Here is a 12,952-nt window from a genome sequence, read left to right as displayed (position 1 = left end):
AAGATTCGCCCCCTTGTTGTTTGTCCCTTCTGAAAGTATCGAAACACCTGTTTATTGCACCACCCCACCAGATCTAGAGTGAGATTGGATGTGAGCAAGAGAGCCTATAACTTCTGTGCCGGTCCCGCGGCGCTTCCTGAAGCAGTCCTGCAGCGTGCGCAGGGTGAACTCCTCGACTGGCATGGAAAAGGCCTCTCCGTGATGGAAATGAGCCATCGCAGCGATGAGTTCGTGTCCATTGCCGACAAGGCCGAGCAGGATCTGCGCGACTTGCTGGACATCCCCTCCAACTACAAAGTGCTGTTCCTGCAAGGTGGCGCCAGCCAGCAGTTCGCCCAACTGCCGCTGAACCTGTTGCCGGAGAATGGCACCGCCGATTACATCGACACCGGCATCTGGGGCCAGAAGGCCATCGAAGAAGCTTCCCGTTACGGCAACATCAACGTGGCCGGTACCGCCAAGCCCTACGACTACTTCGCCATCCCGGGTCAGAACGAGTGGAAGCTGTCGAAGGACGCTGCCTACGTTCACTACGTGGCCAACGAAACCATCGGCGGCCTGGAATTCGACTGGGTACCGGAAGTGGGCGATGTCCCGCTGGTTTGCGACATGTCCTCGGACATCCTCTCGCGCCCGATCGACGTGTCCAGGTACGGCATGATCTACGCCGGCGCGCAGAAGAACATCGGCCCGAGCGGCATCCTGGTCAACATCATCCGCGAAGACCTGCTGGGCCGCGCCCGTTCGCTGTGCCCGACCATGCTCAACTACAAGGTCGCGGCCGATAACGGCTCGATGTACAACACCCCGCCGGCGTTCGCCTGGTACCTGTCCGGCCTGGTCTTCGAGTGGCTGAAAGAGCAGGGCGGCGTGGCAGCGATGGGCAAGCTGAATGAAGAGAAGAAGCGCACCCTGTACGACTTCATCGACGCCAGCGGCCTGTACAGCAACCCGATCAACCTCACCGACCGTTCGTGGATGAACGTGCCGTTCCGCCTGGCTGATGATCGTCTGGACAAGCCATTCCTGGCCGGTGCCGAAGAGCGTGGCCTGCTGAACCTCAAGGGCCACCGTTCGGTCGGCGGCATGCGCGCCTCCATCTACAACGCTGTGGACATCAACGCGATCAACGCGCTGGTGGCCTACATGGCAGCGTTTGAAAAGGAACACGGCTAATGTCTGAGCAAGAACTCAAGGCCCTGCGTGTACGCATTGACAGCCTGGACGAAAAAGTCCTGGAGCTGATCAGCGAGCGTGCGCGGTGTGCCCAGGAAGTGGCCCGGGTGAAGATGGCGTCCCTGGCGGAAGGCGAGGTGCCGGTGTTCTACCGCCCAGAGCGTGAAGCCCAGGTGCTCAAGCGTGTGATGGAGCGCAACAAGGGCCCATTGGGCAACGAAGAGATGGCGCGGTTGTTCCGCGAAATCATGTCCTCGTGCCTGGCCCTCGAGCAGCCGCTGAAAGTGGCGTACCTCGGCCCTGAAGGCACCTTCACCCAGGCCGCGGCCATGAAGCACTTTGGTCACGCTGTGATCAGCAAGCCGATGGCGGCCATCGACGAAGTGTTCCGCGAAGTGGCGGCCGGTGCGGTGAACTTTGGCGTGGTGCCGGTGGAAAACTCCACCGAAGGTGCGGTCAACCACACCCTGGACAGCTTCCTGGAACACGACATGGTGATCTGCGGCGAAGTCGAGCTGCGTATCCACCACCACCTGCTGGTGGGCGAGAACACCAAGACCGACAGCATCAGCCGTATTTATTCCCACGCCCAGTCCCTGGCCCAGTGCCGCAAGTGGCTGGACGCCCACTACCCGAATGTCGAGCGCGTGGCGGTGTCCAGCAACGCCGAGGCGGCCAAGCGGGTCAAGGGTGAGTGGAACTCGGCGGCCATCGCCGGGGACATGTCGGCAAGCCTGTACGGCCTGACGCGCCTGGCCGAGAAAATCGAGGACCGCCCGGACAACTCCACGCGCTTCCTGATGATCGGCAACCAGGAAGTACCGCCGACCGGCGACGACAAGACCTCGATCATCGTCTCCATGAGCAACAAGCCCGGCGCGCTGCATGAGCTGCTGGTGCCGTTCCACGACAACGGGATTGACCTGACGCGCATCGAGACCCGTCCTTCGCGCAGCGGTAAATGGACCTACGTGTTCTTTATCGATTTCGTCGGCCATCACCGCGACCCGCTGGTCAAGGGCGTGTTGGAGCAGATCAGTCAGGAAGCCGTGGCACTCAAGGTGCTGGGCTCCTACCCGAAAGCGGTTTTGTGAGGCGTTAACATGAGTGGCAACTTCCTCGCCCTGGCGCAGCCGGGCGTACAACAACTGTCGCCTTACGTCCCGGGCAAGCCTGTGGATGAGTTGGCGCGTGAGTTGAACCTGGACCCGGCGAAGATCGTCAAGCTGGCCAGCAACGAGAACCCGCTGGGCCCGAGCCCGAAGGTGCTGGCGGCGATTCGTGATGAGCTGGCCGAGCTGACCCGTTATCCCGATGGCAATGGTTTTGCGCTCAAATCCTTGCTGGCGCAGCAATGCCGCGTCGAGATGAACCAGGTCACCCTGGGCAACGGCTCCAACGACATTCTTGAGCTGGTGGGGCGTGCCTACCTGGCGCCGGGCTTGAACGCGGTGTTCAGCGAGCATGCGTTTGCGGTCTACCCCATCGTCACTCAGGTGGTGGGTGCCGATGCGCGCGTCATTCCGGCCAAGGCCTGGGGTCACGACCTGCCGGCCATGCTGGCCGCCATCGATGCGCACACGCGTGTGGTGTTTATCGCCAACCCGAACAACCCCACCGGTACCTGGTTCGATGCCCAGGCGTTGAATGACTTCCTGCAGGACGTACCCGAGCACGTGCTGGTCGTGCTCGACGAGGCCTACATCGAGTACGCCGAAGGCAGCGACCTGCCGGACGGCCTGGACTTCCTCGCGGCCTACCCGAACCTGCTGGTGTCGCGCACCTTCTCCAAGGCGTATGGACTGGCGTCGCTGCGGGTAGGCTACGGCCTGTCCACTGCCGTCGTCGCGGATGTACTGAACCGCGTGCGCCAACCCTTCAACGTCAACAGCCTCGCCCTGGCGGCGGCGTGTGCGGCGGTACAGGACGCCGACTACCTCGCCGAGAGCCGTCGGATCAACGAAAGCGGCATGCAGCAGCTGCAAGAGGGCTTCCGCGCGTTGGGCCTGGACTGGATTCCTTCCAAGGGCAACTTCATGTGCGTCGACCTTGGCCAAGTGGCAGCGCCGGTGTTTCAGGGCCTGCTGAGCGAGGGTGTGATCGTGCGCCCGGTGGCCAACTACGGCATGCCTAATCACTTGCGCATCACCATCGGTCTGCCGGCTGAAAACGCCCGCTTCCTGGAGGCGTTGGCCAAGGTTCTGGCTCGTGGTTGATGTCACTGCATTGCAACCTGCTGTGCCTATGATCGGTCGCCTGGTGGTGGTCGGCCTGGGGTTGATCGGCGGCTCCTTCGCCAAGGGCCTGCGTGAAAGCGGGCTCTGTGGTGAAGTGGTCGGCGTGGACCTGGATCCGCAGTCGCGCCAGCTGGCCGTTGAGCTGGGCGTCGTCGATCGTTGCGAGGCAGACCTGGCGCTCGCGTGCCAGGGCGCCGATGTGATCCAGCTCGCCGTGCCGATCCTGGCCATGGAGAAGTTGCTGGCGTTGCTGGCCGGGATGGATCTGGGTCGGGCAATCCTCACGGATGTCGGCAGTGCCAAGGGCAATGTGGTGCGCGCCGCGCAACTGGCTTTCGGCGGCATGCCGGCGCGTTTCGTGCCGGGGCACCCGATTGCCGGTTCCGAGCAGAGCGGCGTGGAAGCGTCCAATGCGCAACTGTTCCGTCGCCATAAAGTGATTTTGACGCCGCTGGAGCAGACCGACCCGGCCGCGCTGGCGGTGGTGGATCGCCTCTGGCGCGAGTTGGGCGCGGATGTCGAGCACATGCAGGTCGAGCGCCACGACGAAGTGTTGGCGGCGACCAGTCATTTGCCGCATTTGCTGGCCTTTGGCTTGGTGGATTCCTTGGCCAAGCGCAACGAGAATCTCGATATTTTCCGCTACGCCGCCGGTGGCTTCCGTGATTTCACGCGGATTGCCGGCAGCGACCCGGTGATGTGGCACGACATCTTCCTCGCCAATCGCGAGGCGGTGTTGCGCACCCTGGACACTTTTCGCAGCGACCTCGACGCCCTGCGCGATGCGGTGGACGCCGGGGATGGTCATCAATTGCTGGGCGTGTTCACCCGTGCGCGGGTGGCGCGTGAACATTTCAGCAAGATCCTGGCGCGCCGGGCCTACATGGAAACCGCTGTGGATGCCGATGAGTTGACCTTTCTCGCCAGCCCGGGCGGCCGCTTGAGCGGCAGCCTGCGGATGCCCGGCGACAAGTCGATCTCCCATCGCTCGATCATGCTGGGGTCGTTGGCCGAGGGCGTGACCGAGATCGAAGGGTTTCTCGAAGGCGAGGATGCGCTGGCGACCTTGCAGGCGTTTCGCGACATGGGCGTGGTGATCGAAGGCCCGCATCACGGGCGCGTGACCATTCACGGTGTCGGGCTGCACGGCTTGAAGGCCGCGCCGGGGCCGATTTACCTTGGTAACTCCGGTACCTCCATGCGCCTGTTGTCCGGGTTGCTGGCGGCGCAGCGCTTTGACAGCGTATTGACCGGCGATGCGTCGCTGTCCAAGCGTCCGATGAGCCGCGTGGCCAAGCCCTTGCGGGAGATGGGTGCGGTGATCGAAACCGGCGCCGAGGGGCGTCCGCCGCTGACCATTCGAGGCGGCCAGGCATTGAAAGGCCTTGCTTACGCGATGCCGATGGCGAGTGCCCAGGTCAAATCCTGCCTGCTGCTGGCTGGATTGTACGCTGAGGGCAAAACCTCGGTGACCGAGCCTGCGCCAACCCGCGACCATACCGAGCGCATGTTGCGTGGGTTTGGCTATCCAGTGGCGGTGGAGGGCGCGACAGCGTCGGTGGAGTCCGGTCATGCGCTGACGGCGACCCACATTGAAGTGCCGGGGGATATTTCTTCCTCGGCGTTTTTCCTGGTGGCCGCTTCGATCGCCGAGGGCTCCGAACTGCTGCTCGAGCATGTCGGGATCAACCCGACGCGCACCGGGGTGATCGATATCCTGCGGCTGATGGGCGCCGATATCACCCTGGAAAACCCGCGTGAAGTGGGCGGTGAGCCGGTCGCTGACCTGCGCGTGCGTGCTGCGGTGTTGAAGGGTATCGAGATCCCTGAAGCGCTGGTGCCGTTGGCGATCGACGAGTTTCCGGTGCTGTTCGTTGCGGCGGCCTGTGCCGAGGGGCGAACCGTCCTGCGGGGGGCCGAAGAGCTGCGCGTGAAAGAGTCCGACCGGATCCAGGTCATGGCCGACGGTCTGCTGGCCCTGGGCGTGAAGTGTGAACCGACCCCCGATGGGATTATCATTGACGGCGGGCCGATGGGAGGTGGCGACGTCCATGCCCATGGCGATCATCGGATTGCCATGGCGTTCAGCGTGGCTTCCCTACGGGCGGCGGCGCCGATTCGTATCCGTGACTGCGCCAATGTAGCTACGTCTTTTCCGAACTTTCTTACACTGTGTGCCCAAGTCGGCATCCGTGTTGCCCAAGAGGCTCAATTGTGAATATCAAAGCACCGGTGATTACCATCGACGGGCCAAGCGGCTCGGGCAAAGGCACGATCGCCGGCATCCTGGCCAAGCGCCTGGGCTGGTGTCTGCTGGACTCCGGCGCGCTGTACCGCCTGCTGGCGTTTGCCGCACGCAACCACGGCGTCGACCTGACCAACGAAGAATCCCTGAAGCTGCTGGCGGCGCATCTGGATGTGCAGTTCGTCGGCGCGACGGAAGGTCATCCCCAGCGCATCATCCTTGAAGGCGATGACGTGACCGATGACTTGCGCAACGAACAAGTCGGGTCCTGGGCATCCCAGGTTGCCGCGCTGCCGGCGGTGCGTGACGCATTGCTGCTGCGCCAGCGGGCTTTCCAGGAGCCGCCGGGCCTGGTGGCTGACGGCCGCGACATGGGAACCGTAGTGTTTCCCGAGGCGCCGCTGAAGATTTTCCTGACCGCCAGCGCCGAGGAGCGTGCTCGCCGCCGTTACTTGCAGTTGAAGGGCAAAGTGGATGGTGTTAGTCTGTCGAGTCTGCTAGATGAGATCCGTGCACGCGATGAGCGTGATACCCAGCGCGCAGTAGCCCCGCTCAAGCCGGCGGCTGATGCCATACAGCTGGATTCCACGGAGTTGTCCATCGAGCAGGTGCTGGAACGCATCTTGAGCGAAATCGCCATCCGCGATATCGCCGGATGATCAAGAAGGCCGCAGGGGACCAGTCATAGTCCTGCGGTGGCTTCTTTTAACTGAAATTGACCCACACCGTCTGGGGTGTGGAGATGGGCGTATTCTTCGCCCTTATCAACAGGAATTAAAATGAGCGAAAGCTTTGCGGAACTCTTTGAAGAAAGCCTAAAAACCCTGAACCTTCAGGCAGGCTCCATCATCACCGGTGTTATCGTTGATATCGATTACCAAGCTCGCTGGGTAACCGTTCACGCTGGTCTGAAGTCTGAAGCTCTGATCCCGCTGGAACAGTTCTACAACGATGCTGGTGACCTGACTATCAATGTCGGTGACGAAGTTCACGTTGCTCTGGACTCGGTTGAAGACGGTTTCGGTGAAACCAAGCTGTCCCGTGAAAAAGCCAAGCGCGCTGAATGCTGGATTGTTCTCGAAGCAGCCTTCGCAGCTGAAGAAGTGGTCAAGGGCGTTATCAACGGTAAGGTTAAAGGCGGCTTCACTGTCGACGTTAACGGCATCCGTGCGTTCCTGCCAGGTTCTTTGGTCGACGTTCGTCCTGTGCGCGACACCACGCACCTGGAAGGCAAAGAACTCGAATTCAAGGTCATCAAACTCGACCAGAAGCGCAACAACGTTGTCGTTTCCCGTCGCAGCGTCCTGGAAGCAGAGAACTCCGCCGAGCGTGAAGCTCTGCTGGAATCCCTGCAGGAAGGCCAACAAGTCAAAGGTATCGTCAAGAACCTCACCGATTACGGCGCATTCGTCGATCTGGGTGGCGTCGATGGCCTGCTGCACATTACCGACATGGCTTGGAAGCGTATCAAGCATCCTTCCGAAATCGTCAACGTTGGCGACGAGATCGATGTCAAGGTTCTGAAATACGATCGCGAGCGCAACCGTGTTTCCCTGGGCCTGAAGCAACTGGGTGAAGATCCATGGGTTGCTATCAAAGCCCGTTACCCAGAAAGCACTCGCGTAACCGCGCGTGTTACCAACCTGACCGACTACGGCTGCTTCGCTGAGCTGGAAGAGGGCGTGGAAGGCCTGGTACACGTTTCCGAAATGGACTGGACCAACAAAAACATCCACCCTTCGAAAGTCGTACAAGTCGGCGACGAAGTGGAAGTTATGGTTCTGGACATCGACGAAGAGCGTCGTCGTATCTCCCTGGGCATCAAGCAGTGCAAATCTAACCCATGGGAAGATTTCTCTGGCCAGTTCAACAAGGGCGATAAAATCTCCGGCACCATCAAGTCGATCACCGATTTCGGTATCTTCATTGGTCTGGACGGCGGCATCGACGGCCTGGTTCACCTGTCCGACATCTCCTGGAACGAAGTGGGCGAAGAAGCTGTTCGTCGTTTCAAGAAGGGCGACGAGCTGGACACCGTTATCCTGTCGGTTGACCCAGAGCGCGAGCGTATCTCCCTGGGTATCAAGCAACTGGAAAGCGACCCGTTCTCTGAATACGTTCAGGACAACGACAAAGGCGCAATCGTTAAGGGCATCGTGAAAGAAGTTGACGCTAAAGGCGCCATCATCACTCTGGCCGACGATATCGAAGCGACTCTGAAAGCCTCCGAGATCAGCCGTGACCGCGTTGAAGACGCGCGCAACGTTCTGAAAGAAGGCGAAGAAGTAGAAGCCAAGATCATCAGCGTTGACCGCAAGAGCCGCGTAATCCAGCTCTCCATCAAGTCGAAAGACGATGCTGAAGAGAAAGAAGCAATCCAGAGCCTGCGCGACAAGCCAGCGACCTCTGACATTGCTGCTGGTCCTACCACTCTGGGCGACCTGCTGCGTGCACAAATGGAAAAACAGAACTAAGTTCTGTCAGACCATAGAAAAAGGGCGACTTCGGTCGCCCTTTTTTGTGCCTGAAATTCGTTGAATCAACCCCTCAGAACCATCGTGGCCCTTGAAGGGTCAGAACTGACTATAGTCTTTAGAAAAATGGTTCTCGTGTTGTTGCTTCAATAAGGATCTGAATGAACAGGCTGATCGTAATGCTCGTAGTGGTGATGCTCGCAGGTTGTAGCACCACCAGCGCCAAGACCCATGCTCGACGCGGCGTCAGCGGCATCGAGATCGATTGTTCGGGCCTGGGCAATCACTGGGACAAGTGTGAGAGCCGCGCCGCCCGTGAATGCAAGATGCAGGGCTACAAGGTGATCACCCGGTCCAGCGATGCCAAGGACGAAGAGGGCGATTACCTCTTCGGCTGGAACCCCGCCGGCGCCGTAACCCGCACGATGTTGGTGATCTGTAATTGAGGCGGCAAACGCCCTATAGCAGTTCGCCATTTATCCTGCGGATAAGTTACCGACTGGGCTGTTCAAATACATCAAGTCATGCTAAAACCTTCGAAGCGCTTTTCCTAGCTGCTTGAAAAAGAAGGGAAAAATATGACGAAGTCGGAGTTGATCGAACGAATTGTCACCCATCAAGGGCTGCTTTCATCCAAGGATGTAGAGCTGGCCATCAAGACCATGCTCGAACAAATGTCCCAATGCCTGGCCACCGGAGATCGCATTGAGATCCGCGGGTTCGGCAGCTTCTCCCTCCACTACCGCGCACCCCGCGTGGGCCGTAACCCGAAGACCGGGCAATCGGTGAGCCTCGATGGCAAATTCGTCCCTCATTTCAAGCCGGGGAAGGAATTGCGGGATCGGGTGAATGAGGATGAAGAAGAGGGGCTTTGATTCAATTTCGCCTCGGAGAAGATCATGCTTAGATTCAAGCGCGTTTTATTGGCAGTGTTCGTCCTGTTATTGGCTCTGGTTGTAGTGGCCTTTGTGCTGGAGAACCAACAAGCCGCGTCATTATCTTTTCTCGGCTGGACCACGGCTGAGTTTCCAGTATCAGTGTTCGTGACACTGGCGTTGATCGCTGGTTTGGCTGTCGGGCCTGCATTGAGCCTGTTGCTCGGGCGTAATCGTTCGGGTTTGAAGAGCTAGCCGTTGCCAAGCGCTGCCAGCGCTCCCCCGTCTTGCCTGGGGGATTCAGATATCAGTCGCCCTGTGGCAGGTGGCTGGACGTCACGTATCCGTGATCGCTTTTGACTTTGAGGGTGCAGGGCTTAAAATAGTGATCAATTTCAACCCCTTCATCTTTAACTGCACCACACATAGCTGATTTTTCAGCCTGCATGCCAGCCAGCTTCGACGTTTTCCTTGAGCCTCTCGACCTCCGAGCCAATGCCGGGGGCGAGTAGGTTATGTTGGTCAGCAGGTTTTGAGGTGAGTGGCCGGCTAAAAGCTTGTCGTGCTGTGCGGGTTGCTCTAGGACCTATTATGTTTAGCGGAAAAACGCTTCTTATCACTGGCGGTACCGGCTCTTTCGGTAATGCGGTTCTTAAACGCTTCCTCGACAGTGATATTGCTGAAATTCGCATCTTCAGTCGAGATGAGAAGAAGCAAGATGATATGCGCAAGCGTTACGCCAACCCCAAGCTGAAATTCTATATTGGCGATGTTCGCGACTATCAAAGTGTCCTTAACGCCACCCGCGGTGTTGACTATATTTTTCACGCCGCAGCGCTCAAGCAGGTTCCTTCCTGTGAGTTTCACCCGATGGAAGCGGTCAAGACCAATATCATCGGCACTGAGAATGTGCTCGAAGCCGCCATTCAGAACACCGTTAAGCGTGTGGTATGCCTGAGCACCGACAAGGCGGTCTACCCTATCAATGCCATGGGCATATCCAAGGCGATGATGGAAAAGGTGATGGTTGCCAAGTCCCGCAATGTGGATGACGAAAAAACCGTCATCTGCGGTACTCGCTACGGTAACGTCATGGCTTCCCGTGGTTCTGTGATTCCTTTGTTTATCGAGCAGATTCGAGCGGATCAGGCATTGACCCTGACCGACCCGAACATGACGCGTTTCATGATGACACTCGCGGATGCCGTGGACCTGGTGTTGTATGCCTTCGAGCACGGTCGCAATGGCGATCTCTTCGTGCAAAAAGCGCCGGCGGCTACAGTCGAGATCCTCGCCAAGGCACTCACCGCGATGGTTGGCAAGCCTGAGCATCCGATACAAGTCATCGGCACTCGACACGGTGAGAAGCTGTTTGAAGCACTCCTCAGTCGTGAAGAGATGGCGTGCGCCGAAGACAAGGGTGACTACTACCGTGTGCCTCCAGATTTGCGCGACCTGAACTACTCCAAGTTCGTGGAGCTGGGCGAAGAAAAAATCTCTCGAACTGAAGACTACAACTCCCATAACACCGAAAGGTTGGATGTGGCTGGCATGCAGCGTCTCTTGCTCAAGCTCGATTTCATGCAGGCTATCCAGCGTGGCGAACATGCTACGCCGGAGGAGTGAGTCATGAAGGTATTGATCACCGGGGCCAACGGTTTTGTTGGCAAAAACCTGATTGCGCACTTGAGTGAGCGAAAGGATATACAGGTTGTGCCCTTTACCCGGGAAAACAGCCTCGCCCAATTGCCTTCGATGGTGGCCGATACTGACTTTGTTTTTCACTTGGCCGGGGTCAATCGACCGCAGTCTCAGGACGAATTCAAGGTGGGCAACACGGACCTGACATCCGCGCTTTGTGACGCGATCAAGGCGAGTGGCAAGCCCATACCCGTCTTATATACCTCCTCGATTCAGGCCGAACGCGACAATCCCTACGGGGTCAGCAAGCGGGCTGCCGAGCAGCTATTGGAAGACTTGCACCTTAGCCACGGCTCCACGGTTCATGTACTGCGCTTGCCGAATGTGTTCGGTAAGTGGGCACGGCCCGATTACAACTCCGCTGTGGCGACTTTTTGCCACAACATCACGCGGGGATTACCGATTCAGGTTAATGATCGGCAAGCTGAAGTCAGCCTGGTCTACATCGATGATGTCATCGAATCTTTCATTGTGGCGATGGATGCCGGAGTGTCCATCGACGCGGTCAATGAAGTTCGACCCGTGTACCGCGTGACGGTGGGGGAGTTGGCGGATCAATTGCACGCATTCCACGAGAGTCGCGCCACGCTGATCAGCGAGCCGGTAGGTACTGGACTGGTGCGTGCGCTGTATTCGACTTACGTGAGTTACTTGCCTGTCGAGCAGTTCACCTATGAGGTCCCGAAGTACGGCGACCCGCGCGGCGTATTTGTCGAAATGCTGAAGACCAAGGACAGTGGGCAGTTTTCTTATTTCACTGCTCATCCTGGAATTACGCGCGGTGGACATTACCATCACAGTAAAACCGAGAAGTTCCTGGTCATCAAAGGCAATGCCTGCTTCCGCTTCCGCCATATTGTGTCGGGTGAGTTCTACGAGTTGTTCACCCAGGGCGAGCAACCACGCATTGTAGAAACAGTGCCAGGCTGGACCCACGATATTACGAACGTCGGTGATGATGAGATGATCGTTATGCTGTGGGCCAACGAAATTTTTGATCGTGAACGTCCGGATACTTTTGCATTACCGGTTGGGACTCACGCCTGAGCCTGATGCAAACCGGGGCAAGTCCCTACGCTTATGATTCTGGAAAGAGTGTTGAAATGAAAAAGTTGAAAGTGGTCACCGTCGTAGGCACTCGTCCGGAAATTATCCGTTTGTCACGGGTCATGGCAGCGCTGGACAAGCACTGTGAGCATGTCCTGGTGCATACCGGGCAGAATTACGATTACGAGCTGAACGAGATCTTCTTTCTGGATCTTGGCATCCGCAAGCCCGATCATTTCCTCAATGCAGCAGGTGCCAGCGGGGCGCAAACCATCGGTAATGTGATCATTGCTGTGGACCGCGTACTTGAAGAAGAAAAGCCAGAGGCATTGCTGGTATTGGGTGATACCAACAGTTGCATGGCAGTCATTCCGGCCAAGCGTCGCAAGATCCCTACTTTTCATATGGAGGCTGGTAACCGCTGCTTCGATATGCGCGTGCCGGAAGAGATCAATCGCCGCATTGTCGACCATACGGCAGACATCAACCTCACCTACAGCACGATCGCGCGTGATTACCTGTTGCGTGAAGGCTTGCCGCCGGACATGGTCATCAAGACCGGTAGCCCGATGTTTGAGGTGCTCAATTACTACCGTGATGGGATTGAAGCTTCAGACGTACTGGCGCGTCTCGGTCTGGAAGCGGGCAAGTTCTTTGTCGTCAGCGCCCACCGTGAAGAGAATATCGACTCCGACAAGAACTTCCTCAAACTCGTCGACGTATTGAATACCGTTGCTGCCCATTACGATCTCCCGGTAATCGTGACAACGCATCCGCGCACCCAGAAGCGTGTAGATGCCATGGGAGTGACGTTTCACAAAAATGTGCAGTTGCTCAAGCCCCTGGGTTTCAAGGATTACAACAAGCTTCAGTTGACGTCCAAGGCAGTGCTGTCCGATAGCGGGACAATCAATGAAGAGTCGTCCATCCTTAATTTCCCAGCGCTGAACCTGCGTGAAGCGCACGAGCGTCCGGAAGGTATGGAAGAGGCGGCAGTGATGATGGTCGGCCTGGAAGTCGAACGTGCCATGCAAGGCCTTGAGCTGCTGGAAAGCCAGGCGGTCGGTGAAGAACGTACACTGCGGCTGGTGACGGATTACAGCATGCCGAACGTGGCCGAGAAGGTTGTGAGGATCATCCACAGCTATCGCGATTACGTCATGCGCACTGTATGGAAGCAATACTGATTGAATAGCA

At 58.1% G+C, this 12,952-nt stretch carries 12 protein-coding genes; all 12 read left to right on the top strand.

Annotated elements, in window-relative coordinates; all coding sequences use genetic code 11:
- Positions 1–90: 90 nt before the first annotated feature.
- The 12 genes from serC (at position 91) to wecB (ending at position 12,942) form a co-directional block, all read left to right on the top strand.
- Positions 91–1,176, top strand: a complete 1,086-nt coding sequence (serC, locus tag CQ041_RS08665) for a 3-phosphoserine/phosphohydroxythreonine transaminase (RefSeq protein ID WP_033902831.1) — start codon at positions 91–93, stop codon at positions 1,174–1,176.
- Positions 1,176–2,270, top strand: a complete 1,095-nt coding sequence (pheA, locus tag CQ041_RS08660; protein WP_033902524.1) for a prephenate dehydratase — start codon at positions 1,176–1,178, stop codon at positions 2,268–2,270. Before serC ends, pheA begins: the two co-directional genes overlap by 1 nt.
- A gap of 9 nt (positions 2,271–2,279) precedes the next feature.
- Entirely contained in the window at positions 2,280–3,392 is a 1,113-nt protein-coding gene (hisC, locus tag CQ041_RS08655) for a histidinol-phosphate transaminase (protein WP_105522379.1), read from the top strand.
- A 28-nt stretch (positions 3,393–3,420) separates the two neighbouring features.
- Positions 3,421–5,631 carry a bifunctional prephenate dehydrogenase/3-phosphoshikimate 1-carboxyvinyltransferase gene (locus CQ041_RS08650; protein ID WP_231501238.1) on the top strand — a complete coding sequence of 737 codons (2,211 nt, stop codon included), beginning with the start codon at positions 3,421–3,423 and terminating at the stop codon, positions 5,629–5,631.
- Entirely contained in the window at positions 5,628–6,317 is a 690-nt protein-coding gene (cmk, locus tag CQ041_RS08645) for a (d)CMP kinase (RefSeq protein ID WP_033902521.1), read from the top strand. The genes CQ041_RS08650 and cmk overlap by 4 nt, the downstream gene beginning before the upstream one ends.
- Before the next feature lie 120 nt (positions 6,318–6,437).
- Positions 6,438–8,132 carry a 30S ribosomal protein S1 gene (rpsA, locus tag CQ041_RS08640; protein WP_033902520.1) on the top strand — a complete coding sequence of 565 codons (1,695 nt, stop codon included), beginning with the start codon at positions 6,438–6,440 and terminating at the stop codon, positions 8,130–8,132.
- Between the two features lie 161 nt (positions 8,133–8,293).
- Entirely contained in the window at positions 8,294–8,578 is a 285-nt protein-coding gene (locus tag CQ041_RS08635; RefSeq protein ID WP_105522377.1) for a hypothetical protein, read from the top strand.
- A 132-nt stretch (positions 8,579–8,710) separates the two neighbouring features.
- Positions 8,711–9,007, top strand: coding sequence for an integration host factor subunit beta (ihfB, locus tag CQ041_RS08630; protein WP_003369729.1), 297 nt, complete (start codon positions 8,711–8,713; stop codon positions 9,005–9,007).
- A gap of 24 nt (positions 9,008–9,031) precedes the next feature.
- Positions 9,032–9,262: a lipopolysaccharide assembly protein LapA domain-containing protein gene (locus CQ041_RS08625; protein ID WP_033902518.1), complete on the top strand. Its 231-nt coding sequence runs from the start codon at positions 9,032–9,034 to the stop codon at positions 9,260–9,262.
- A gap of 336 nt (positions 9,263–9,598) precedes the next feature.
- The gene (locus CQ041_RS08620) at positions 9,599–10,633 is read left to right on the top strand and encodes a polysaccharide biosynthesis protein (RefSeq protein ID WP_033902517.1); all 1,035 of its coding nucleotides are present in this window, start codon (positions 9,599–9,601) and stop codon (positions 10,631–10,633) included.
- 3 nt (positions 10,634–10,636) lie between these two features.
- Positions 10,637–11,755, top strand: coding sequence for a capsular polysaccharide biosynthesis protein CapF (locus tag CQ041_RS08615; RefSeq protein ID WP_033902516.1), 1,119 nt, complete (start codon positions 10,637–10,639; stop codon positions 11,753–11,755).
- A 56-nt stretch (positions 11,756–11,811) separates the two neighbouring features.
- Positions 11,812–12,942 carry a non-hydrolyzing UDP-N-acetylglucosamine 2-epimerase gene (gene wecB / locus CQ041_RS08610; RefSeq protein ID WP_105522376.1) on the top strand — a complete coding sequence of 377 codons (1,131 nt, stop codon included), beginning with the start codon at positions 11,812–11,814 and terminating at the stop codon, positions 12,940–12,942.
- The last annotated feature ends 10 nt before the right edge of the window (positions 12,943–12,952 follow it).

The sequence above is a fragment of the Pseudomonas sp. MYb60 genome (genome assembly GCF_002979555.1).
Classification (GTDB): Bacteria; Pseudomonadota; Gammaproteobacteria; order Pseudomonadales; family Pseudomonadaceae; genus Aquipseudomonas.
Note: the sequence above shows the minus strand (reverse complement) of the source record. Positions and strands in the feature narration are given on the sequence as shown.